Here is a 24,263-nt window from a genome sequence, read left to right as displayed (position 1 = left end):
AATTCTCAATTCTCAACTTTCAATTTATGAAGTCTGCTTTCAATCATACTTTGAATATCGTCATTACCCTGGTAATTCTGTTGCAAACTTAACAGATACTGACGTGCATCCAGATCTTTACCCGTAGCGTGGTAAACATCAGACAGAAGGACAAAACTACGTGCCAGCCAATAAGCATGAGGTGTGCTCTGTTCTATATAGTTGAGCAACTCTTTCTCTGCAGCGGCATATTCTTTTGCATCGTAAAGTGATTGTGCAACCTGATATTTTGCTTCGGCACCATAAGAGTTACGCGTATCTTTAGCCAGTTCACGGTAGTCTTCCAGTGCTTTTTTGTCAGCCTTTTGCTTGGCGTAGGCTTTAGCACGGTAATAAAGAGCTTCGTTCCTTAACTCCGGACTTAGTTTGGCTTCTGCAAGTAGGTCAGTAGCTGCATGGATGGTTTCTATATCATCTCTCAACAGGAAGGCGCAACGCAAAATACCTGTTTCGGCAAGTTGGCGACGTTCTACGCTAGTTGCTTTTTCTTTCAGCATTTTATAGCTAGCCAATGCTTCAGCCATGTTTTGTTGGTTGAACTGCACTTCGGCACGCAAGATTAGCGCTTCTTCTGCAAATGGGTTGTTAGGATATTCCAATAACTTATCGGAATGGAGAAGTACCATATCGTAATTCTTCTGTTCGTTACCAATCAGGCAGAGGTAATAATGCGCATTCAGACTGAAAGCACCTTCCGGGAAAGTCTGCAAGTATTTGTTGAAACTTGTTTTGGCTTCTTCCATCCGGCCTTTTATATAAATCTTTTCTGCAGCGGCATACGTAAGTGAGTCTTGTTCATTGGCATCGAAACGGATATGTCCCGGCATGGCATTTGCTAAAGCTGCAAATTCGTCGATGCGGTTCAGGTCTACATAAATAGATTTCAAGTCACGCATGGCAAGGCGGGCTTCTTCGCTGCCCGGATATTTCTCGATCACTTCCTTGTAAGCTCCGATAGCCTGATTGTAGTCTCCTTTCTGATAGTACAATAATCCGATTTCTGCAGCGGCTTTCCGGCTGACAGGGCTTTCGGGGTATTTGTTCAGTAATTCTTTAAAAGAGGTAATGGCTTGATTGTTGTTATCCATCAGGACATAAGAACGTCCTTTCTCATAAATGGCATTTACTGCATAAGGAGAAGAAGGATATTTACCCACCAGTCGGTTTAATAAAGTGATTTTGCCGGAATAGTCTTTCTGTAATCCCGATACGAGAGCGAGTTGATAGAAAGAATAGTCGCCGGAAGAAGTATTCATTTGTTCCGCTTGTGAGTAGTAATGTTTGGCCTCTTCGAAGCTGCGTACATGCAGGTAGCAGTCGCCGATACGGTTATAGGCATCGGCAAGTGCGGTTGTATTTTCACCTTTTTCCAGTTGAATATATTTCTGAAAGTAGTTACTTGCCTGTGTATAGTCTTTGCGGTGGAAAGCGATATACCCTAAGTTGTAGTTGGCAAGTGCGTACATTTCGTTATTGGGCTGGGTGGTGAGTTGCAGGTAAGCGTTGAAGTCACGGGTTGCTTCCGTCATTCGGTTAAGGCGATAGTAAGATTCGCCGCACCAGTAGTAAGCGTCTGCTTTGGTCTGCCGGTTGTATTGTCCGATGGCGATGGATTGATTCAGATATTTAATAGCCTGTGTGAAATCAGCATTGGCAAATGCTTGTGTACCTAGTTGGAACAGGATTTTTTGTTTGGCTTCCAATATTTGTGCACTTGGTTTGGCAATCCGGTCGATGGATTTCAGGGCTGCATCATAACTGCGGGTATTCATGTAAACTTCTACCAAATAGCTGCTGACTTTTTCAGCGTAAGGAGAAGTCGGAAATTCATTCAGGAACTTTTCGAAGGCAGTGACGGATTCGCCGAAAGCGGAGAAGGAAGTTTCATGCAGGCAAAGAGCGTAATTGTAAGCTGCCTGTTCCTTGATTTGCATATTGGCACTGGAGGCGGCTGCCTGTTCGAAAGCCATGCGGGCTTTGCTTTTTTCCGCCAGTTGCAGATAAGAGAGCCCCATGTGGAGGTATGCGTTTTGAGTAAGGGCATCATTGGCAGTTGTAACCTTGCCTAATGTTTCGGCTGCTTTGGAATAGACTTTCGTCTGATAGTAGGAGAGCCCTAACATATAAAGAGCATCGCGACGTGGAGCCGAATGATCTTTGTTCAGGTAATTGTTGAATGCTTCTACAGCTTGGTGATATTGTCCGAAGTGGTAGTAGGCATCTCCCAGAATGCGATACATTTCTGCGGCATGTTCATTATTTGGATAGGCCGACAGATAGTTTTGTGCTACAATCTGTGCCTTATCATAGTTTTGGAGCTGTGCATAAATTTCGGCAATGTAATAGGGGACAAGTGCCTTGTATTTTGAATCGTCCTGCAACGGCAAGAAACCTTTCAGTGCTTCGTTATAGCGTTTTTGCGTATAGCGGATATAAGAGAGATAATAATCACAGTCTTTAGCATATTTGGGACTGTTGGCGCGCAATGTTTCAAACCAAATTGCGGCTTCTCGTAGATTATCGGTTTTCAGATAACAGGTAGCCAATTGGTAAGTGCAGTCATCCCGTTCCTCATTACCCAGTAGACCGAGGTCGGCAGAGTTGAAGAGTGCCAGTGCTTCGTCGTATTTTCCTTCATAGAAATAGCAGGAGGCTAATAGTGCATAAATACGGTTGGCGTAAGGAGTGTCAGGATAGCGGTCGAGATACTTGCGCAGGATTTCGATCCGGTTCTTGTCTTTCAGTTCATAAGCGGAACTGGCCAGCATGTATTCAGCGTCTTGAAGAAGGCTGGCGGCAGGCTTTTGTTTTACAAATGCTTTCAGTGCCGGTAGGGCGGCTGCATAATTTTTTTCCTGGAAAAGTTCTTTCCCTTCTTTATAAAGGTTGTCGGTCGAAGTGAACTTATCACTTGTCTGGGCAAATCCTATCATAGGAGTGCAGCAGATAGCCGCACAAATGAGTCTAGTAATTTCTTTTTTCATAATCGGGTGTTTATGCAAAAGTACAGAATGAAAGGGGATATGTTTCTGTAGTTTGTTATATTTTAACGAATTATCTGCCAGATAAGAACTTTTTAAGTCCTCGCCGGATAGAATCCAGCCCAAAATCTTCCGGTTGAATCTCGGAGAGAGGTAGGAAGAGAGAATCTGCTACATCATCCATGGCGGAGAAATGGCTCATGTCTTCTACGGTACAGAGGAAAAACATATCAAGTGTGTGTACAGGAAAACCTGAATAAACATAAATATTGGGAAGTGTGAACTGGTAAACGGCTTTTTTAACTTTCAGCCCTGTTTCTTCCAGTACTTCGCGGGTAACACCTTCTTCGCCTGTTTCATTCATGTCGATGAATCCGCCGGGTAGGTCGAGAGTTCCTTTGGCCGGCTCTTTGGCACGTCGGCAGACAAGCAGTTCATTTTTCTCATTCAAGATAAGTGCTACTGTGGCGGCAGAAGGATTGAAGTAATAGACAAAGCCGCAATCTGCACATTTTTTAGATTTCTCGTTGTTGACCTCAAAATGAGGGGAACCGCATTCAGGGCAATATAGGAATTGGGCAAGAGGATGTTCCATGATCGTATATATTTTCAGGTTTTTGTTTATGCTTGCAAAGTTATAAAATGCTTTTATTAATTTCATCTATCATGGCATAGAAATATTCGATTGGACTTTTTTTGCAAAGGCGGGGGGGCTGCCTTTATCTTTGCATCAGAAACAAAAAACAAAACGTTGTTTCTGATGTTATAAGTCAAATCAATTAATAACAATAAAAGCAATAAAGATTATGGAACCAATTTTAAATTCTCAACTTCCTGAATTCAGCGTTCAGGCTTTTCACAACGGAGCTTTCAAAACTGTAACCAACAATGACCTGAAAGGTAAATGGGCGATTCTTTTCTTCTATCCTGCTGACTTTACTTTCGTATGTCCTACTGAATTGGTGGATATGGCTGAAAAGTACGATCAGTTCAAAGCGATGGGGGTAGAAATCTACTCGGTAAGTACTGACTCTCATTTCGTGCACAAAGCTTGGCATGATGCTTCTGAAAGTATTCGCAAGATTCAATATCCGATGTTGGCAGACCCGACTGGCGCTTTGAGCCGTGCACTGGGTGTATATATCGAAGAAGAGGGTATGGCTTATCGCGGTACATTCGTTGTCAATCCGGAAGGAAAGATTAAAGTGGTGGAATTGAATGATAACAATATTGGCCGTGATGCAAGTGAATTGCTTCGTAAAGTGGAAGCTGCACAGTTTGTAGCCAGCCATGACGGAGAAGTTTGCCCGGCTAAATGGAAGAAGGGTGAGTCTACCCTGAAACCAAGCATCGACCTGGTAGGTAAGATTTGATAGATCTTGATAATGGTGATTATGGGAGGTCGGTAACGGAAGACGCTGCCGGCCTTTTTTCTCAAAAAACGAAAGGAAAAAGATATGTTAGAATCTGCATTAAAAGAACAACTAAGGGGTATTTTTGCTGGGCTGGAGGCAAACTTTACTTTTGATATATCCGTATCATCCGGCCACGAAAACAAAACCGAACTGGTGGAACTGCTGGGAGATGTAGCGGATTGTTCCGATCACATCACTTGTGTAGTGAATGAGGGAGACGCGTTGAAGTTTACTTTACTGAAGAATGGCAACCGTACCGGAATCACATTCCGTGGTATTCCTAACGGACATGAGTTCACATCGTTGCTTCTGGCTATCCTGAATCTGGATGGCAAAGGAAAGAACTTTCCCGATGAGGCCGTTTGCAACCGTGTGAAAGCACTGAAAGGCCCTATACATCTGACCACTTATGTTTCGTTGACTTGTACGAACTGTCCTGACGTAGTGCAAGCTCTGAATGCAATGACTACTTTGAATCCGGCTATTACGCATGAAATGATAGACGGTGCGCTTTATCAGGATGAAGTAGATGCACTGAAGATACAAGGAGTGCCCTCTGTCTTTGCAGACGGAAAATTACTTCATGTAGGCCGTGGTGAATTTGGCGAATTGCTTGCCAAGTTGGAAGAACAATATGGTATTGACGAAACCAAAGCGAATGCAGAGGTGAAAGAATATGATGTGATTGTGGCCGGTGGAGGACCTGCAGGAGTATCGGCAGCTATTTATTCTGCCCGTAAAGGACTCCGTGTAGCTATCGTGGCCGAGCGTGTCGGCGGACAGGTGAAAGAAACGGTAGGTATTGAAAATCTAATCTCTGTTCCGGAAACGACAGGAAATGAACTTGCCGATAATCTGAAAACACATCTCTTACGCTATCCGGTGGATTTACTGGAGCATCGTAAAGTAGAAAAAGTAGAAGTGGTTGGAAAACAGAAGCAGATCACTACCTCTGTTGGTGAGAAATTCCTGGCTCCGGCACTGATTATTGCAACTGGTGCAAGCTGGCGTAAACTGAATGTTCCGGGAGAAGCCGAATATATAGGTCGTGGTGTCGCTTTCTGTCCTCATTGCGATGGTCCGTTTTATAAAGGAAAGCATGTAGCAGTAGTAGGTGGAGGAAATTCCGGCATTGAGGCAGCCATTGACTTGGCCGGTATCTGCTCCAAAGTGACTGTTTTTGAATTTATGGATGAGTTGAAAGCAGACAGTGTACTTCAAGAGCGACTTAAATCATTGCCGAATGTGGAAGTGTTTGTAAGTTCACAGACTACAGAAGTGATAGGAAATGGTGATAAGCTGACTGCCCTGCGCATCAAAGACCGCAAAACGGAAGAAGAACGTTTGGTTGAATTGGATGGTGTATTTGTACAGATCGGGCTTTCTGCGAATAGCAGTGTGTTCCGCGACATAGTGGAAACTAACCGTCCGGGCGAAATCATGATTGATGCACATTGCCGTACGAATGTGACGGGTATCTATGCAGCCGGAGATGTTTCTACGGTTCCTTATAAGCAAATTATTATCTCTATGGGCGAAGGGGCGAAAGCTGCGCTTTCTGCATTTGACGATAGAGTGAGAGGGATTATTTAAAATGTACAGATAGAACTGGACACACACAAACAATTCATGGTAAAGGCAATAAAGGTATGAATACATATTTTTGTTGCCCTTTATTTTTTTTCTTACCTTTGGGGCACTTAACATTAACCCCCAAAAATGAGAAACATGAAAAAGATCTTTTTACTAATTTTCGTTATCCTATTTATTTTTCCGGTACAGGCCCAGCATACATTGAGACTGATGACTTATAATATTAAAAATGCGAACGGCATGGATGATATTTGTAATTTTCAACGGGTAGCCAATGTGATAAATAATGCTTCTCCTGATGTTGTGGCTATACAAGAGGTAGACAGTATGACCCGTCGGAGCGGACAGAAATATGTGCTGGGTGAGATAGCTGAACGTACACAGATGCATGCTTGTTTTGCACCTGCCATAGAGTTTGATGGAGGTAAATATGGAATCGGACTGCTGACAAAGCAAGTTCCGCTACGTTTACAAGCTATCCCTTTACCTGGTAGAGAAGAGGCTCGCACCTTGATTCTGGCAGAATTTGAGGATTATATTTATTGTTGTACTCATCTGTCATTAACGGAAGAAGATCGCATGAAGTCCCTGGAAATAGTGAAGTCATTTACTGCTTCCTATAAAAAGCCTCTTTTTCTGGCTGGGGACATGAATGCTGAACCGGAATCCGATTTTATAAAGGAGTTACAGAAAGACTTCCAGATACTCTCCAATCCTAAACAATCTACTTATCCGGCTCCTGATCCCAAGGAGACTATAGATTATATTACCGCATTGAAGTCAAATGCTAATGGCTTCGCTCTTATATCCTCTCAAGTGTTGGATGAACCGATGGCCTCCGATCATCGCCCTATCCTTGTAGAGCTGCGTACCGCTGAAAAGGCAGATAAAATATTCCGTACTAAACCTTATTTACAGAATCCCATAGGTAATGGTATGACAGTTATGTGGGAAACTACCGTTCCGGCATATTGCTGGGTGGAATATGGAACAGACACTACTCAACTGAAACGCGCTCGTACAATTGTTGACGGGCAGGTAGTCTGCAATAATAAACTACATAAAATACGTATCAACGATCTAATACCGGGACAGAAATATTATTATCGCGTATGTTCGCAAGAAATATTGCTTTATCAAGCATATAAGAAAGTATTTGGAAATACTGCCCAGTCAGATTTCTCAGAATTTACGCTTCCGGAAACGGATACAGATTCTTTCACTGCTATTGTTTTCAATGATTTGCATCAGCATACAAAAACCTTTCGTGCTTTATGCAAACAGATACAGAATATCAACTATGACTTTGTAGTTTTCAATGGTGATTGTGTAGACGATCCTGTCGACCACGAACAGGCAACGACTTTTATTAGTGAACTTACCGAAGGTGTACGCAGTGATCGCATTCCAACTTTTTTTATGCGTGGCAATCATGAGATTCGCAATGCTTATTCTATCGGTCTGCGCGACCATTATGACTATGTAGGGGATAAGACCTATGGTTCTTTTAATTGGGGCGATACCCGTATTGTCATGCTTGATTGTGGAGAGGATAAGCTAGACTCTCACTGGGTGTATTACGATTTGAATGATTTCACACAGTTACGTAATGAACAAGTCGATTTTCTGAAAGAGGAGTTATCTGCCAAAGACTTCAAGAAAGCGAAGAAACGTGTTCTTATTCATCATATTCCGCTTTATGGTAATGATGGAAAAAATCTCTGCGCTGACCTATGGACTAAATTATTGGAAAAAGCACCTTTTAATGTGAGCCTGAATGCTCATACTCATACGTATGCCTATCATCCGAAAGGTGAGTTGGGAAACAATTACCCGGTCATTATTGGTGGAGGATATAAGATGGATAGCGCTACGGTGATGATTCTGGAAAAGAAGAAAGATGAATTGAGGGTTAAGGTGTTGAATGTGAAAGGGGAGGTATTACTGGATATTACAGTTTAGAGAATGCTGTATAAAAATGATATAGAAATGAAGGCCACAGGATTATAAATGATTCCTGTGGCCTTTATTTTATAATCAGAGATATAGCTCGCACCGGCTTTGATTATACTCTTGTTTTTTATATATGAATAAAATTATGAGCTTCTTCGGGACTTAGAACTTTTGGAAACCACTCGCTTTTTCATAAGCTTTTTTCCCTTCCGTATCTTTATTGCTTGTATATCCGGGGCCGCCACCGGCAACATATCCATTACTTTCACCATTGGTACTTGGACTTACCCAAAATGCATACAAATCACCATTTTTGAGTTTGAATCTGAATCTGACTTCTTGTCCTGCCAGAGAGGATAAGTCACTGGCTCCATTCCATTCTACCTGTTGAATAGTAGAATCAATAGTAACTGCTTTACATTTGTCAGCCGAGAAGCCATCAATAACTTTATTATTTTTATCCAGGATCTCCACCTTGAGTTCTCCTGCCGGACAGTTGACATTGACAAACATATATTTTCCGCTGAATTTGACAGGGCGGGTTGTCAAGCTACCTTCTCCTGTTGTCGACATAGAAGCAAATCCGTCTCTGCGAAGAGTAGCCATACCAGTAGCACCGTTTGAATGCATATAGCTGGAGCTATCTCCACCTTTAAAACCGATGTAGTAGAATCTTAACTGGTCTCCTACAACAGTACAGATACCACCTACGGATTGTACATATCCACGATCCCAGCTACCGGGCACACGGGTAGCAGGAATAAATGCGTCCCTATAAGGTCTGTCCCAATGAAAACCATCACGGCTGAAAGAAACTTTCAACTCTGTGATTTTTGGTCTGTTGGCTGCTTTGGCAATTTCATTTTCATCCAATAGAATTTGGTGGAGTCCCAACATGATGCTTTCGTAACCTACAGCATTCAGATTATAAAGTTCCGGTGGCAGATTGAATTCCGGATCCGGGGTATCTTTATTATCTGCATTACACCAGAATACTACATCTGATTTTGACCAAACGGCTCCGGCCAGAAAGTCAGAGTGTTCCCGGTAATATCTGGCTCTTCCATGTGGAGAATTACCTAGTACACCCAGAGTACGTATGCTGAATACCCATTTCTTACGGAAAGGATTGTAGAACATAGTGCTTCTGTCACCGCAAGGACCAGTTTTGGTAAACCAGCTCCACTGCTTTCCATTCGAAGAAATCATACAATAGCCGGCATTGTCTGTTGCGTCAGCGTTCGGCGAGCGTAAAAACATTTTGTATCTCTCGTTGTCGGATGCCTCGTAATCCAGTACGACGGCGCATGAGTTTGCAGGAAATCTGGATAATGTCAGAAGTTCGTTCGAACCATTATTCAAATCCGGGCGTACCCAATTTACACCATCATTACTGGTCGCATAGGCCATTTTATTAAGCCATCCGGCCTCATACCACATTTTGAATATTTGTTCTCTGGGTTCCCACCACACACCACCGTCTTTGGCAGAAGCACCGGGAATGTTCGATGTTTCCAAAGCTGTTTCAGGTTTTAATATAGGGTTTTGTGCATACTTTTTAGGCTTATAGAATTTACGTTCCAGATCTGTGTTAGCAATCAGAAAATTGTCAAAGAACAATTGACGGCCTACATCAATGGGAACCACTTCCGGCGGAGTCTGCAAATAAGGGACATTCATCGGTTCATACGAACTGATATTGATGTTTTTGGGCGGCCATACGGAAGGTAGGATAATACCGTTGTATAAAGTTCTCCAGTCGTCCGATGGATCATCGGGATCTGGGGCAGGATCTGTTCCGGAATTTCCCGGAGGTTCGGATATTCCATCGTCTGATCCGCCACAACTATAAGATACTAAACATAACAAGAACATGCTAATGCATGCGTGCAGTTTTATTGATCTGCAAAGTGAGTACATATATTTCATAATCGTTCAGTTTATGTTTCTATTTATTCTTTGATTCGGCCATTAATTCGTCTGTCATATCTGTAGTTTTAGGGTTCAGCACTTTCAACTGCAGGAATATGGACAGACATACAGAGAAGATCATTATCAAAAAGACAAGATCTTTATAATTAGCTTCGAATGCTTTACCCAATTCATTGGTAATGATGGCTCCGGCAGCAATTCCGACAAAATTCATGAGACCGTAACCAGTGGCGCGGTAGCGTGAAGGGATAAACTGGCAAAGAATTGGCATATTATTGGTATCATACATTCCGAAGCCAAGTCCGAAGAGTATAGCTCCTGCTACAATAAACACAATGTTATTTCCGTAAACCATTAGCAAAAGAGCAGGAACGATCAGGGATAGTCCTGTGGCACTGGTGTAAACCCTTCCTTTGATATTCTTTTGCACCCACTTGTCGGAGATAAAGCCGCCAAGAAATACACCGACAAATGAAGAAAGGGCAAGGGTGGTGGTAGAAAGTGGCCCTGCGAATTCCATATCCATATTTAATGTATCGGAAACCATGGTCGGAAGCCAGTTTTTGGTAGTCCATCCAGGAAGATTAAGTGCGGCAAAATAATATAGCATTACCCAGAAGGCGATATTGCTGAACAATACAGCCAGTCCCTTGAAGGTCATAGAAAGATTTTCCTTAATGCTTTTCTTTTGTTCGGTTTGTACTGTATATGTTTTTTTCTCATGCAGCAATGCGATGAGTACCAGGCTATAAATAATACCTATCATACCAAAAGAATGAAAGGTAAATTGCCAAGAAGTATGTGCGGCTACTGTTGCTCCGAAGCCACCGATAGCTTGTCCCAGATAAATCCCCGAGGTCAGTACACCAATGGCGATTGACCTTGTTTTCCCCTGGTGATAATCGGCTGTGAGAGACAGAGCGGCAGGAATATAAAATGCTTCGCTGACACCCATTAAAGCTCTTAATATATACAAGTGGCTGATGTCATCAACGTATCCCATCATAAGAGTGACAGTAGACCATACGAACAAGCTGATGACAATTAGCCATTTACGGTTCAAACGGTCTGCAATCATTCCCGATATAGGGCTCATAATGGCATATATCCAGAGGAATATAGCCATCAACCGCCCGAAATTGGTGATAGACTCCAGCTCTTTGATGTCCACCATGATAAATGGACGCATCGTAGCCAGCATCTGTCTATCTAAATAGTTGAGTAGAGACACTACGACGAGCATCCCTACTACCATCCATGGATAAAATTTCTTATCTTTCAGCATATTTACATTTTGATTTTAATGACTATTTTCTTCACAGTCACCCCGTCTTCGTCTTTTATGCTGGGACGATGTGGATCCTTAGGGAAGAAAACATAGAAAAGATCGGGTGTTGCCACTTCATATATAGCCGATGCATCGGGTTTGAAGAAGACAATATCCTTTTCTTCATCATATTCACAAATAGGGACCACTTTGTCCAGTGTTGTTACCCCCATCTTCTCTTTTCCGCTAATCAGATATTGGAAGTCGATATATTTGCGATGTGCTTCAAAGTTGCATTCTGTTGCTTCTTTAGGGGTATATTCGCTGACAATAGCATATACTTCACGTCCTATGATTTCGTGTTCACCGGGAGACAGCCTGCCTAGATCTGTATTCTTCAGATACTCGAACGTGGCTTTCCATCTTTCCGGGTATTGGACCTGGTGCTTTTTCAGAGCATCCATATCGAGTATCGGACTGGCAGCTACTGTCCAACCGTATTTCCAATCTACTTCTGTAGAGTCGGTTGCGGATGTGGCAATGCTATTATTCTTTTTAATGTTTCCACAGGAACAAGTCATGGTAATAATTATTAGTAGAGTGATTAATTGGTTGGTTGTTCTCATAATACTTGAATGATTTGCTGTTTCAATTCTGCTACATTCTTTCTGATTGTTTCCAGATCGGCATTATTCACTTTTTGCAAAGGTTCGCAGATATAGTCGGTTATCAAGCCTTCTGTAAACAATGCCGCTTTCAGACCTTTGAGAAAGGATACACTTGACTTATCTACGGAATAAACTCCGGTGGAAACCTTCATTACCAGTTTCTGTAGTTTAAGTATTCTTTCTGTATCTTTCGCTTTGCAGGCTTTGAACAAGTTGACGTATAGTTTTGGAAACAGATTAGACCCGGAGTTCACGCCGCCATTGCCACCCAGTGCCATGGTAGAAGCCAACATTTCATCCGGCCCTACGAGAATGGTGAAATTGGGATATTCTGCTTTTATTTCTGCGAGTAGCGTGTTGAAGTAAGTACCATTACCGGAACTGTCTTTCATGCCGATGATGTTCGGATGCTTAGCCAATGTCTTGACTGCTTCAACGGAAATCATTAATTTGGTTTGCGCCGGGATATTATATAAGAACAAAGGCAGAGGTATATTATCGGCAATGGTAGTATAATAGTCGATAATTTCTTTTTGCGTCAGCCCTAGATAGAACGGAAGTGCGGATACTAAATAAGTAACTCCACATTCTTTTGCGTAACGGGCCATATTTAGGCTTTCTTCGATGCAGCAGTCGGCAATACTGACAAATACAGGAACACGTTCCTTTACGTATTCTACCGAATATTTGATTAAATCCTTTCTCATCCGGGGAGAAATACTTGTTCCTTCACCTGTAGTACCCATGAGAAACACACCGCTGACTCCGCCATTAATCAGATGATCCAGCAATTTTTCCAAGCCTTTGAAATCTATGTTTTCTCTGTCGATAAGGGGGGTAACCATTGGGGTTATCACACCTTCAAATAATTCTTTATTCATCATTCTTTATATTGTTATTACTGATTATTATCTTAACATCTTTCTAATAAGTTGGGAAAATCTTGTGCCTTTTTGTAAGCCCTCATCCCTTCTTTGTCTATACCACCGCTGAACCCCGGTCCTCCTGCTGCATTATATCCGTTGCTGGCACCTTCCGTATCGGGACTTACCCAGAATGAATACAAATCTCCATTGGTAAGATAGAATTTGAATCGGACCGGTTGGCTTTTTAAGGTAGACAGGTCTTTTTTATTCTTCCACCTGATCTGTGCAATCGTACTGTCTACTGTCAACGGTTTACAGTCATTGGCAGAGAATCCCTGAATGACTTTATTGTCTGCATCCAATACCTCGACCTTTAGTTCTCCGTTCAGACAGTTTACGTTTACAAACAGGTATTCCCCGGTAAATGTAACAGGACGTGTCACTAATGTTCCTTTCTCCTTTTGGGCGGAGTAAGATACAAAACCATCTCTGCGCAACACTGCTACACCGGTGCTTCCATTGGCATGCATCCCATTTTTCTCGTAGACAGTGCTTCTCTTTTTCTTGTTCCCTTCGAAGCCTATGTAGTAAAACCAAAGCTGATCTCCTACAATGGTGCACAGTCCACCCACAGATTGTACATATCCTCTGTCCCATGAGCCTTCTTTCCGTTCGGCCGGAATGAAAGTATGCCGGTCGGTACGATCCCAATAGAAACCATCGCGACTGTAAGCCACTTTCAGTTCGGTTATTTTAGGAACTCCGGCTTCTCTGCATCTCTCATTAGATGGTCCCAGGTGTATCTGGGGTAGTGATAGCATGATACTTTCGTAAGGAACTGCTGATAGATTGTATAATTGTGCCTTATCGCCAATATATGGATCCGGGTCATCCAGGTAATCGGCTCCTAGCCAGAAGATAAGGTCTTCTTTTGTCCATTTTGCCCCCTCCAGAAAGTTTGAATGCTCGTGGTAATAACGGAATCGTCCGATAGGAACCCGGTTTATGTTCTCCGGATTCCGAAGACTGTATACCCATTTCTGGCGGAAAGGATTGTAGAACATCGTACTTCGGTCTCCACATGGCCCAGTTTTGACTGGATTTCCCCAATGAATCCCATCCGGAGAAACCATACTAAACCCATAGTTGAAACGTTCCGTAGAGCCGGGTATGGAATTCGGAGAACGTAGGAACATCTTAAAACGTTCTTCCGGATTCTTAGTAAAATGATCCAGCCAAACCGTGGAAGAGTCTGCTACAATTTCCGGTACAATCTGGTTGGTTCCCGCTACTACATCCAGATTTGGGCGTTCCCAATGTATTCCGTCTTTACTTGTAGCGTAAGCCATTCTGTGCAACCAACCGGCTTCATACCACATTTTAAAAATATTATCTTTCGGATCCCACCATACTCCACCATCTTTGGCGCTCGCTCCGGGAATGCCATACGTTCCTTGTTCCAGTTCAGTTTCGGGTTTTAATACGGGATTAAAACTCATTTTGCGCGGTGTGTAAGATCTGCGTTCCATATCCGTTTGCTCAATCAGGAAATTATCGACAAAGAGTTGTCGGCCTAAATCGATGGGGACGATTGCCGGACGATTGATCAGATAGGGTAATGGCATAGGATCATAATTCATTCCAATATTTCTTGGAGGCCAGACGTCGGGAAGTGTGACGCCATTATACAGGGTGCTGTTTTGGGGAGCACCCCCTCTTAAAAAAGAGGGGAATGCTATATTAGGTACCAATGCAGCGGACAATGTTAAACCTGCGTTTCTTATAAAATCACGTCGTTTCATCTATATGCTTTTTATGATAGATTAGTTAATTGGAGGGGCTGTCCCAATGCGGATTTTGTTTCAGATTCGGATTGATGACGAGTGCGGAACTTGGCAACGGAGCCAGATAATCACGGTCTTCATTCCATGTTTTCACCTTGTCCGTATTAACTACTTTATTGCCGGAGTTTCCGTTGCTAAGGAAGATGCCAACATTTAGTCCGATTGAGTTTTTCTCTGTCAGATTACTGGGACGTTCGCCTATATATATGTAGAAATTGGCATTTCTGACTGTATACGCTGGTTTGTCCAGGTCATATTTGGTTGAAGGAGCTGATACTGTTGAAAAATAAACTCCCTTGAACTGCTCTTTGAAGAGATGCCCCGCTTTCCAACGCATGATATCGTCATAACGCAGATCCTCCATAACCATTTCAACTCTCCGTTCTCTCCGGATCTCGAGAATCACTCCTTTATTGCTACCGGATACCAACGGATATTGTGCTGCCAGTACTGGGTCCGGATTAGCATTTGCTGCTGCCATATTCATATTAGGCATTCCTACACGGTCGCGTATCAGTTTGATACTCTGTTCCAGATCAGTTTGGGTGAGCGTTCCCAATTCGGCCTTTGCTTCAGCGTAATTCAGCAGGACTTCGGCGTAACGATACAGGATGATGTCGTTCTCATTACTGGTTTGCTTATCATAATCTCCGGATTGTATGTATTTTATCGGCATATATCCGGTGGTAGAAATAATCATGGCTTCATACAATCTATTGACATCATGATCCTTACCGATACGGGCGTAACCGGGACATCTGACTGTTTGGAACATACGAGGATCTCTATTTTCAAACTCCTCGCCAAAAATCATAGTTGCGTATCCCGGTTTGTCGGTAAAGCGCGTACCGTCATTCATCAGATAAGAGTCCATGAATGCTTTACTAAGTCCAATCTGGTTTCCGCTGGCGTTAATGATCGAATAATTGGTGTTATGTTTTACGCCCAATGAAATGCTATAAGCATAGGCTGTGATTACCTCTACGTCACTCGCACTATTCGTCGCTGGCTGTGCAAACAGGTTGCGATAGGCTACGCTTGTTCCTTCCCCTTTATCAATGGTGTATTTGCCCGAAATCATCATTGCTTCAGAAGCTGCCACACATTCTTTCAGGAATTTCTCTGATCCCTCTATGTTATGGTATTTTCTGAATGTACCTTCGAACAGGCAGAAACGACTCTTCAGTGCTAATGCAGTCCATTTGGTTATCTCATTCAGGCTTTTAGTTTCCACTCCATTTTTAATGGCTTTATCCAGGTCTTCCAAAATTTTATCTGCAATTAGTTCTCGAGAGTCACGTGGTTTGTATAACTCCGGACTGTTATCTTCAAGTACGGTGTCATACCAAGGTACTCCGCCAAATGTTTTCAATTTGTCATAGTAGAACTGTGCCCTCAAATAATAAGCCATTGCATTATATTTCTCGCGTATAGTCTCATCCGGACAATTTACAGAGTATTTCAGAAAGATATTAATCTTTCGTAGATTATCCCAGTCCCAACTTCCAGCCGATTGTGTCGAGCTTCTTTTGCCAGTCATATAATCGGGGAGCGTAGGCCATATCACATCGTCAGTCTTTTCCATCATTTTCCCGGCGGCTACACTGGCGCCATTATCTACATTGGATGCTCCTGACAACATGGGGAGAAGTCCGTTGATGTATAACTTCAGTTCCGTTTCATTCTTTAGAGAGTTTTCCGGAGTCATCTGGTCCTGTGGTAACTGATCCAGTTCGCAGGCACAAAACGAAAGCGATAGTGAACTTATCAAAAAGGCTTTCTTTAGTATCGTTGTTGTTTTCATACTTATAGATGTTTAGTTTTGAAAAAATTAGAACGTCAGATTCACGCCGACAGACACCGTTTTAGAGAATGGATAAATACGTGCGTCATTGGCAGACATAGCTTGTTCCGGATCTATATAGTCTGTCTTGAAGGGTGACCAATAGCATAAATTTTCACCGGCAAAATAGATTCTCAATCGCTCGATTCCTGCTTTCGATGTAAGCTTAGCAGGTAATGTATAACCTACCGATAGATTTTTCAGACGCAGGTATGCCAGGTTCTGCAAATATCTGTCATTCACAACTTGCATCTGTCCGTCATCGTTATATGCGGCGCTACCACGTTCGAGGCGAGGGAAATATGCGCCCTTGTTCTCTTCCGACCATGCTTCTTCGGCTAGTCCTTTGGGGAGGAAAGCACTGTTGACACGTCCCCATGATCCCCAGAATTTTTCCATTTCTTTGTTCGGATATAAATCTCTTTTTCCAATACCTTGGAATGAGATGGCAAAATCAAATCCATTCCAGTTTATATTTGCTCCGAATCCATAGTTGTAACGCGGCGTTTCATTACCGATCACTTCGAGATCTCCATGATCGTCTAATGTATTTGCTCCATTGTTGATAATGTTATTACCATCCTTATCGAGGTATTTCATATCTCCACCACGGGCAACAGACCATTTACCCTGACTTTTCAAAATGTCTCTGTTTACTGCCGACTGGTCTATCTTACTAGTCCATTCCGTAGCTTCTTCATCCGATTGGAATAATCCGCCAGTTCTGTAACCCCAGATTTCACCGATTTTCTTTCCTACATAATAATCAGTCAGAATGTTCGTGTCATTTCCTTGGTATTTAGTGATTTCAGAGGTTGCGTCACCTATAGAACCGAAGATTTCATAATTCAGCGATCTTCCGGCCAGTTTGAAATTATCACGCCAGGTTACAGTGATTTCATATCCTTTTGTCTTCATTTCTCCAGCGTTTTGGCGGGGAGGGTTTGCACCGTAAACAGCAGGAAGAGTCACTCCGTCGACAAACATATCAGAAGTCTTTCGGATAAAGTAATCTCCGCTGAAGTTAAGTCTGTTGTCCAATACACTGATATCTATACCCATGTTGAGGGTACCTACCTTTTCCCAGGTATAATCGCCTGCTACAGGAGCGGGAGTCGTCAGATAATAGGCAAGCGAATTGCCAACAATATAAGAAGACTGTTTCTGGATAATGGTAGAATATGGATACATACTTACTCCCAACTGATTTCCCAGAACACCATAAGAGGCTCTTACTTTCAGATTATCGAAGATATTCAATCCTTTCATGAATTGTTCCTCGCTAATTCTCCATCCGGCTGATACGGAGGGAAAGAAACCATATCTATTTCCCGAAAGGAATCTGGAAGAACCGTCATATCTTCCGTTGACTTCCAACAAGTAACGTTCTTTATAATTATAATTGGCCCTAAAGAAAAGACCGAACAATTCGTAAGCAGATGCGCCTCCTGTGGCTTTGAGGTCTGAAGCTCCTGTTCCTGTTGCCAGATTCAAGTCGTTCAGTGTTTCAGATAGTACATCCGTGCGATAACCAAGTAGATCGTGGTTTTGTTGTTTCTCATAGTTCATACCTACTGTAGCCGATACATTATGTACTTTAGCAAAAGTATTGCCATAGGTAGCGTATGCATTGAATACGTGAGACGGATCGTAAGACATTGATTTCTGTATATAGTCTTTTTTGTGAGTGGAAGTTGTGCTCAACTGTGTCTCATCGGCATATCCGTTAGAAATATATACTAATCCCTGTCGTTTCCAATTATCATCCATAGTGAAACCGAATGTGTAATCAGCATTTACAGATAAATTCTTGATAGGAGTGATTTCAACAGAGAATGTATTCCGGAAACGCCTTTTTCCTACATTTCCTTTAGATACACCTCCGTAAATATCTGCTACACGTCCTTCATTGATGACTTTACCGTTTTTCATCAAACCAGTGTAGTTGCCATCCGGTCCGATGGGTACGTAATAAGGTGCACAGTTAATCATAGTTCTGGCAAAAGCTGCATTAGCTGCGTTCTCACCTGGATACGTGTGCGAACTATCAAAATAGTTTGTCTGGTTTCCGATTTTCAACCATGATTTTATTTCCGCATTGAATTTGGAAGTCAGGGTATACTGTGTGTATTTCTCATCAGCACGCTTCATCATACCATCTTTCGAATAGAAATTTGCAGATACGTAATATTGAATCTTGTCCGTACCACCGGAGATACTTACATTGTGAGATTGTGACGGCATTCTTTCTTTATACATCCAGTTCCACCAATCAAAGTTGGCATAATAATTGTATTTTTGTCTGCCATTACTTTCTGTGGTGGTAACTACCCATGGGCGATCCAGATTCTCTGTAGTGTCATACCGGCGTGCTTCCAATTCTTTATAATCTTCTTCCGTATATCCGGTGGCAGCTCCCATAAATCCTTTCTGTCCCATGTATGAAGTATCATAAATATAGGCATGGTCATAACCGGAGGTGACGAAATCGGTGGATACGGTCGGTTTCGACCACGAAAAATAACCGTCGTAAGAAACTTTGGCTTTGCCGGATTTAGCTTTTTTGGTAGTGACTAAAACGACACCAAAAGCAGCCCGTGCACCATAGATGGCTGCCGAAGAAGCATCCTTGAGTACGGAGATAGATTCGATATCATTCGGATTCAGTTGGTCTATGCTACCGGGAATACCATCTACCAGAATAAGAGGCGAACTGGAATTCACAGAACCCATTCCGCGAATGGAGATTGTTCCGCCTGCTCCGGGACTTCCCGTGTTTACCTGAATATTAACGTTGGGCATAGCTCCCTGTAGCATTTGTGTAACAGACGATGTAGACCTGTTTTCCAGTACTTCGGCTGTGACTTGGCTGACTGCGCCTGTCAGGTTCACCTTTTTCTGGGTACCGTAACCAACAACGACCACTTCGTCCAGCAATTGGTTGTCGTCATGCAGGGTTACATTGATCACTTTTTGGTTGGCTGGTACTATTACTGATTTGAATCCGATGAAACTGAATTCAATAGTAGCACTCGGATCTGCTTTTACCTGATAGTGACCGTTGAGGTCTGTGACAGTTCCGGTAGTCGTTTTCCCATGTTTGACGATGACGGAAACTCCTAACAAAGGTTCTCCGTTACCGTCTCTAACGGTACCAGATACAGAGTTTTGAGCATACATATTCATAGAGAAGATGAATAGGCAGCTTAATAACAGTATAAGTTTATGTCTTATACCGTCAGTTACTAACTGAAGATTTCTACCTGATAGAATAAATCGTCGGTTCGAGTAGGTTTTCATGTTCATTAAATTTAGAAGTTGAGCGATAAGGTAATTCGTTTTCTAGGATGAAGTGGTTCACTTCTTCGAGAGTAGGGATAGATGGTTGAGCACCTGAGCGGGTAACGGCAATTGCGGCCGCTGCATTCGCAAAATTGATGGCTTCCATATCTATCTCCTTTTGAGCACACATGACAGCCAATGCACCGCAGAATGTATCGCCGGCCGCAATTGTGTCAATGGCATTCACTTTGTAACTGGGAAGTCGGACGCTTGTATGAGCATTTTTCATATATACGCCATGGCTTCCCAGTGTTATCACAACATTTTGTGCACCTGCCGCCATCAAAGCTTCGGCTATCTTTTCCAGGTTATCCCCTGTATGTTTGATACCTGAAACAAATGCTGCTTCTACTTCGTTGACTACCAGAATATCGATAGCTTTCATCAACTCTGCATCAATCAGACAGGCAGGTGCAGGATTAAACAAAACCTTTTTACCTTTTTGTTGTGCTAATAGTGCAATACTCTTAATCGTATTGTAAGGAATCTCGGCTTGCATAACTACCATTTCCGTCTCATCGATCACTTTGGAAAAATGATTGATAGAGTCGGGAGATAAAGAGTAGTTTGCTCCCGGAGCTACGGCTATGCAATTCTCTCCGCTGTCTGCCACGAAAATTAGTGCGGTTCCCGTGGGGTGTTGGGTGTCATTGATAATATAATCCGTAGTGATTCCCTCTTTTTCAAAATTCTTTTTGAGTATGTCGGCATACATATCATTCCCTAGGGAAGTGACAAAGGTGACCGAACCTCCCAACCGTGCTGCAGCCACGGCCTGGTTTGCACCTTTTCCTCCAAGAGATTGCATAAAAGAGGCATCACCGACAGTTTCGCCGGGTGCCGGGAGATGGTTGACTTGGGCAACCATGTCGATGTTTGAGCTTCCAATAACTACTATTTTCATGTGAATCAGATTTATATTTAACCTAGGTCTATTTCTATTTATAAAGTGACTTCCATTTTATAAGGAATGGCACTTTGGGCACCGATACGGGTAACGGCAATTGCCGCTGCTGCATTGGCAAATTCAACAGCTTCTGTCAATGAGTGTTTTTCGGACAGACAAACGCTGAATGCTCCGCAGAACACATCTCCGGCTCCGGTTGTATCAATCGTTTCTACTTCTTTAGCAGGAATCATGGTATATTCTTCTTTCTCTTTCACGTAGGCTCCGTCTTTCCCTAAGGTGATGACGACATTTTCTATCCCTTTGTCTCCGATGGTTTTGGCGGCCCGGTGAGCACTTTTTATATCCATGACTTTAATCCCGGATAGCATTTCCGCTTCAATCCGGTTAGGAAGTATAGTGTGTACATTTCTTAGAAACGTATCACTAAGGGTAGATGCAGGTGCCGGATTGAGTATTACCTTTTTACCGTATTTGTTGGCAATAGTAGCTGCATATTCGGCAGTCTCTATTGGAACTTCAAGTTGCATTAATATAATATCAGCTTCCTTGATTTTTTCTTCAGCTTTGTTGATATCTTCAATGGAAAGGGAGCGGCTTGCACCCGGTGCAACAATAATGCTGTTTTCTCCGAAAGAATCGACAGAGATAAGTGCCACGCCTGATGGACTTTTCTGGTCAGTGAAGATAAATTCGGTATTAATTTTTTCTGATTTATATATTTCCAATGCCTGTAAACCGAACAAGTCATATCCGATTTTGGAAATGAAGGTGACTTCGGCTCCCAATCGGGATGCCGCAATTGCTTGATTGGCTCCTTTGCCGCCGGGATTCATATAAAATGTTCCGCCCAAGACGGTTTCTCCCGGTACTGGTAGTCTGTTGGCTTTTACAACCATGTCGGTGTTGCAACTTCCAATTACTACTACTTTGGGTTTATGAATAGATATAGTTTCCATAGTATTTAAAATTAGGATAATGCAAATGAAAGGAATAATAATGCATCGTTTTCTACATTAATAATTGATTTATATAATTTCAAAGATGATGTAATGAGACAAATTTTCCTTGATAATAAGGATGTATAGAATGAATATATAAAGTCTGTTTATATAATTACAAAGAGAAAAAGTGAACTTGAAAGATGCTTTTTTATAATAGGGAAAGGCTGCAATAACCTTCCTCTTTAAGGTTCTTTAGCATTTGCGCGTATTCTCAATACCTCGGAAAGCTTTTCTTTCCGGATTTTCGATTCTATCCATGCTGTGAAATCAAAGATGCGTAAAAGCTGGTTCTCGTATTTATCATTATATAGCTCCTGGATTTCCGGAGACAGCTTTTCCCAAAAGGCTTCCCGGTCTTTGCGCAGGATAGGGAGGTTCCTTTTATTCAGGAACCATAGAATAATTCGTTCAGTCTTAAATGTCTGTTCTTTCGGTGAAGAAAGACTTCGGGTAATGGAACGTGATTCGTGCCGGATCAGTTCGTATTCTTGTGTTTCGTAATAAGCGATGAGGCGAACCAGACGAATGGTTCTCATCAGTGGGAGGTATTTAATATTATGGTCGACAATAGCGTTACTTATATATTTTTTGGCTGCTTTATAGTTCTGATTACCAATATGCACAATCGTTGTATAAAGCAATAGTTCACTTTTACGTATAGGACTTAGCCATGCTTCTTTGTCGTAGAGCGTCTCCTGATAACGATTCATGACCTCTGTACAGTCTAAGAAATCTCCTTTGTCCAAATAAGGAAACAGTTCGTACTGAAAGAGCAGGCAGGTGGCATTCACTTTAAATTCAAGAGAAGAATCTTCAGCTATGAGTCTTTTTAATTTTTCCAAGAAATACGGCATCTCGTTGTAGTTGCCTACTGAACGTAAACTTCCGAGCACTCCTTCGAGCACTGACAAATAATAAATGGGTGGATTCGACCAAAACTGTTGGTTCTGTTCAAACAGAGAATTCAGTTCTTTGTATGAGTTTAGGGCGGCTCTGTAATCTCCCGCTCCCATTAAATAGTTTGCTTGAAAAAGTTTATGGTTTCGTGTCAATTCAAAATTCCCCTCCGCATCTGAAGAAGCGGCTATATAAAGTTCGTTGACCATGAGGTCATTCATATCCTGTTTCTGTTTTGAAGTCCGTATCGCCCCGATATGAGAGAGACGATATTTCAGTAAATTATGTAGTGAGGATTGCTCCGTTATCTTTCGGATTTTCTTTAAAGATTCATTCTGAATAAAATGCTTGTGAAAAAGTTCCTGTTCTGTCATGTTAGGGAAATTCAGCCGTAGCAGATATTCCAGTTCCTGTTTCAGGGCAATCGTCAGTATTTCGTTATTTTCATAGAATTGTGCTTGCTCTATTGTATTGGATAGAATCTCGAAACACTCTTCGAACAGAGAGCGCTCATAAAGCATACGGGCTTTGCATAGATCGTTTAGCAAATCATAGTAGATGTCTTTCTTCTTTCTTAATGTGAGTAGTGTGTCTACCAGTTTCTCATATAAATATTGAATGGATACTTCGAAAGAACCTTTAGGTCTGCGTTTATAAAATTCTTCTTTTACCGCATTTCCATTGGGCTGTTTACTCTTTGTGATAATATCATAAATGACCAGATAGTCTTTCTCCTCCTTATCTTTGACGACTTGCAAAGAGAAGTGTTTCTTTTCAGATTTCGATAGTGAATATATTAAGGAGATAACGGAATCGACTCTTTTCATGAAGCCCTTTCGATTAGTATTAGGCTGCAATAATCGGGAATTTCTGTGAGAAAAACAAGTTATTTGAGAAATTAACAAATCCGGCTTAAATGAGCTTAAGCCGGATTTGTCTTTAAATATTAATCATTAATACGGTTTCTTATGCTGCCGGATCCGGTGCTTCACCACCGCCTTCGTTTCCACCTTCTCCGCTGCCTCCATTTCCATTGTCAGGCGTACCGGAACTGTTGGTTTTAGAACTATCCAACTTTTGGATACTTATTGATTTTATCATACCTTTAAACATACTTCCGGGAGTGAAAATAATTTTACGGTTCTTCAGAGTTTCCGTAGTAACCTCTTTTTCATCATCCTGACTTTTACACCCGAAAGAAGGGCGGAAAGTTCCGAATTCTCCAAGGCTGACTGACGCCCCGATTTCCATATACGTTATCAGTGAATCAATCAATCCGTCTAGTACGGATTTTACAGTACCACGTGGAACGAATCCTACTTTTGTTACTTGATCGCATAGCATTTTAAAATCAACAGTAACCACGTTGAATGGTCTTGCTACATATTTTTCGGCTTTATCCTTATCAAAGCCAAAGGTTGTTTTCTTGACTACATATTTCAGTGCCATAATTCTTAATAGTTTTAATCGTTAGTAAATCTAGTTATTATTTTGTGATCACATTGCAAAGATATGGTGTCTGAATTTGCTGGGCAAGCGATTTTGAAGAAGTGCGTTCACAAAATAATTAATATTGAATCAATGGTTTGATTAGTAAGCGATTGTGTGTTTTATAATATTTACATGTGCTTATCCTTCTATCTTATGAGGATAGTTTAAGGGGGCTTATTCTATTTTTGTGTCTGTATACTGCTTTCCTCTAGTAAAATATA

At 41.9% G+C, this 24,263-nt stretch carries 16 protein-coding genes; 3 read left to right on the top strand and 13 right to left on the bottom strand.

Translation table 11 applies throughout. The annotated features are described in order from the left end of the window. Window positions 1-5 precede the first annotated feature (5 nt). Together AB3G73_RS14905 and AB3G73_RS14900 are read right to left on the bottom strand one after the other, a co-directional pair. The gene (locus AB3G73_RS14905; protein WP_148365590.1) at window positions 6-3,023 is read right to left on the bottom strand and encodes a tetratricopeptide repeat protein; all 3,018 of its coding nucleotides are present in this window, start codon (window positions 3,021-3,023) and stop codon (window positions 6-8) included. A 70-nt stretch (window positions 3,024-3,093) separates the two neighbouring features. Beyond that, window positions 3,094-3,615 (bottom strand): NUDIX domain-containing protein, encoded by a 522-nt coding sequence (locus tag AB3G73_RS14900; RefSeq protein ID WP_217720967.1) that lies wholly within the window; start codon window positions 3,613-3,615, stop codon window positions 3,094-3,096. Between the two features lie 211 nt (window positions 3,616-3,826). On the opposite strand from AB3G73_RS14900, the gene ahpC reads away from it, so the two are divergent. The 3 genes from ahpC (at window position 3,827) to AB3G73_RS14885 (ending at window position 7,990) form a co-directional block, all read left to right on the top strand. Then, on the top strand, window positions 3,827-4,393 hold the full coding sequence (gene ahpC, locus AB3G73_RS14895; protein ID WP_004307892.1) for an alkyl hydroperoxide reductase subunit C: 567 nt from the start codon (window positions 3,827-3,829) through the stop codon (window positions 4,391-4,393). Between the two features lie 84 nt (window positions 4,394-4,477). Continuing rightward, a complete protein-coding gene (gene ahpF, locus AB3G73_RS14890) occupies window positions 4,478-6,028 on the top strand; it encodes an alkyl hydroperoxide reductase subunit F (protein ID WP_298047854.1) in 1,551 nt (516 codons plus the stop codon). Between the two features lie 135 nt (window positions 6,029-6,163). After that, complete coding sequence (locus AB3G73_RS14885; RefSeq protein WP_367745177.1) at window positions 6,164-7,990, top strand: endonuclease/exonuclease/phosphatase family protein; 1,827 nt, start codon at window positions 6,164-6,166, stop codon at window positions 7,988-7,990. A 153-nt stretch (window positions 7,991-8,143) separates the two neighbouring features. On the opposite strand, the gene AB3G73_RS14880 is transcribed toward AB3G73_RS14885, so the two are convergent. The 11 genes from AB3G73_RS14880 to AB3G73_RS14830 form a co-directional block, all read right to left on the bottom strand. Continuing rightward, complete coding sequence (locus AB3G73_RS14880) at window positions 8,144-9,856, bottom strand: glycosyl hydrolase family 32 (RefSeq protein ID WP_367745176.1); 1,713 nt, start codon at window positions 9,854-9,856, stop codon at window positions 8,144-8,146. Between the two features lie 73 nt (window positions 9,857-9,929). Next, window positions 9,930-11,198 carry an MFS transporter gene (locus AB3G73_RS14875; protein WP_367745175.1) on the bottom strand — a complete coding sequence of 423 codons (1,269 nt, stop codon included), beginning with the start codon at window positions 11,196-11,198 and terminating at the stop codon, window positions 9,930-9,932. Between the two features lie 2 nt (window positions 11,199-11,200). Next, entirely contained in the window at window positions 11,201-11,806 is a 606-nt protein-coding gene (locus AB3G73_RS14870; protein WP_367745174.1) for a YhcH/YjgK/YiaL family protein, read from the bottom strand. Further along, a complete protein-coding gene (locus tag AB3G73_RS14865; RefSeq protein ID WP_367745173.1) occupies window positions 11,803-12,732 on the bottom strand; it encodes a dihydrodipicolinate synthase family protein in 930 nt (309 codons plus the stop codon). The genes AB3G73_RS14870 and AB3G73_RS14865 overlap by 4 nt, the downstream gene beginning before the upstream one ends. Before the next feature lie 29 nt (window positions 12,733-12,761). Then, complete coding sequence (locus tag AB3G73_RS14860; RefSeq protein ID WP_367745172.1) at window positions 12,762-14,516, bottom strand: glycosyl hydrolase family 32; 1,755 nt, start codon at window positions 14,514-14,516, stop codon at window positions 12,762-12,764. Between the two features lie 25 nt (window positions 14,517-14,541). Beyond that, window positions 14,542-16,362 (bottom strand): RagB/SusD family nutrient uptake outer membrane protein, encoded by a 1,821-nt coding sequence (locus AB3G73_RS14855; RefSeq protein ID WP_367745171.1) that lies wholly within the window; start codon window positions 16,360-16,362, stop codon window positions 14,542-14,544. A gap of 27 nt (window positions 16,363-16,389) precedes the next feature. Continuing rightward, window positions 16,390-19,587: a SusC/RagA family TonB-linked outer membrane protein gene (locus AB3G73_RS14850; RefSeq protein ID WP_367745170.1), complete on the bottom strand. Its 3,198-nt coding sequence runs from the start codon at window positions 19,585-19,587 to the stop codon at window positions 16,390-16,392. Window positions 19,588-19,660: 73 nt separating this feature from the next. Further along, window positions 19,661-20,647, bottom strand: a complete 987-nt coding sequence (rbsK, locus tag AB3G73_RS14845; protein WP_367745169.1) for a ribokinase — start codon at window positions 20,645-20,647, stop codon at window positions 19,661-19,663. 38 nt (window positions 20,648-20,685) lie between these two features. Beyond that, window positions 20,686-21,609 (bottom strand): ribokinase, encoded by a 924-nt coding sequence (gene rbsK / locus AB3G73_RS14840; RefSeq protein WP_181985780.1) that lies wholly within the window; start codon window positions 21,607-21,609, stop codon window positions 20,686-20,688. A gap of 227 nt (window positions 21,610-21,836) precedes the next feature. Then, window positions 21,837-23,378 (bottom strand): hypothetical protein, encoded by a 1,542-nt coding sequence (locus AB3G73_RS14835; protein ID WP_367745168.1) that lies wholly within the window; start codon window positions 23,376-23,378, stop codon window positions 21,837-21,839. A gap of 139 nt (window positions 23,379-23,517) precedes the next feature. Further along, the gene (locus AB3G73_RS14830) at window positions 23,518-24,000 is read right to left on the bottom strand and encodes a DNA-binding protein (protein WP_367745167.1); all 483 of its coding nucleotides are present in this window, start codon (window positions 23,998-24,000) and stop codon (window positions 23,518-23,520) included. Window positions 24,001-24,263 lie beyond the last annotated feature (263 nt).

The sequence above is a fragment of the Bacteroides sp. L008 genome, assembly GCF_040812255.1.
GTDB classification, from domain to species: domain Bacteria; phylum Bacteroidota; class Bacteroidia; order Bacteroidales; family Bacteroidaceae; genus Bacteroides; species Bacteroides vicugnae.
Note: the sequence above shows the minus strand (reverse complement) of the source record. Positions and strands in the feature narration are given on the sequence as shown.

What these genes read in the sequence shown, in the direction of transcription:
- AB3G73_RS14870 (WP_367745174.1), bottom strand. Translation starts at nt 11,806, where the DNA reads ATGAGAACAACCAACCAATTAATCACTCTACTAATAATTATTACCATG.
- AB3G73_RS14875 (WP_367745175.1), bottom strand. Translation starts at nt 11,198, where the DNA reads ATGCTGAAAGATAAGAAATTTTATCCATGGATGGTAGTAGGGATGCTC.
- ahpF (WP_298047854.1), top strand. Translation starts at nt 4,478, where the DNA reads ATGTTAGAATCTGCATTAAAAGAACAACTAAGGGGTATTTTTGCTGGG.
- AB3G73_RS14865 (WP_367745173.1), bottom strand. Translation starts at nt 12,732, where the DNA reads ATGATGAATAAAGAATTATTTGAAGGTGTGATAACCCCAATGGTTACC.
- AB3G73_RS14850 (WP_367745170.1), bottom strand. Translation starts at nt 19,587, where the DNA reads ATGAATATGTATGCTCAAAACTCTGTATCTGGTACCGTTAGAGACGGT.
- AB3G73_RS14880 (WP_367745176.1), bottom strand. Translation starts at nt 9,856, where the DNA reads ATGTTCTTGTTATGTTTAGTATCTTATAGTTGTGGCGGATCAGACGAT.
- AB3G73_RS14835 (WP_367745168.1), bottom strand. Translation starts at nt 23,378, where the DNA reads ATGAAAAGAGTCGATTCCGTTATCTCCTTAATATATTCACTATCGAAA.
- rbsK (WP_367745169.1), bottom strand. Translation starts at nt 20,647, where the DNA reads ATGAAAATAGTAGTTATTGGAAGCTCAAACATCGACATGGTTGCCCAA.
- AB3G73_RS14830 (WP_367745167.1), bottom strand. Translation starts at nt 24,000, where the DNA reads ATGGCACTGAAATATGTAGTCAAGAAAACAACCTTTGGCTTTGATAAG.
- AB3G73_RS14900 (WP_217720967.1), bottom strand. Translation starts at nt 3,615, where the DNA reads ATGGAACATCCTCTTGCCCAATTCCTATATTGCCCTGAATGCGGTTCC.
- AB3G73_RS14855 (WP_367745171.1), bottom strand. Translation starts at nt 16,362, where the DNA reads ATGAAAACAACAACGATACTAAAGAAAGCCTTTTTGATAAGTTCACTA.
- AB3G73_RS14860 (WP_367745172.1), bottom strand. Translation starts at nt 14,516, where the DNA reads ATGAAACGACGTGATTTTATAAGAAACGCAGGTTTAACATTGTCCGCT.
- rbsK (WP_181985780.1), bottom strand. Translation starts at nt 21,609, where the DNA reads ATGGAAACTATATCTATTCATAAACCCAAAGTAGTAGTAATTGGAAGT.
- AB3G73_RS14905 (WP_148365590.1), bottom strand. Translation starts at nt 3,023, where the DNA reads ATGAAAAAAGAAATTACTAGACTCATTTGTGCGGCTATCTGCTGCACT.
- ahpC (WP_004307892.1), top strand. Translation starts at nt 3,827, where the DNA reads ATGGAACCAATTTTAAATTCTCAACTTCCTGAATTCAGCGTTCAGGCT.
- AB3G73_RS14885 (WP_367745177.1), top strand. Translation starts at nt 6,164, where the DNA reads ATGAAAAAGATCTTTTTACTAATTTTCGTTATCCTATTTATTTTTCCG.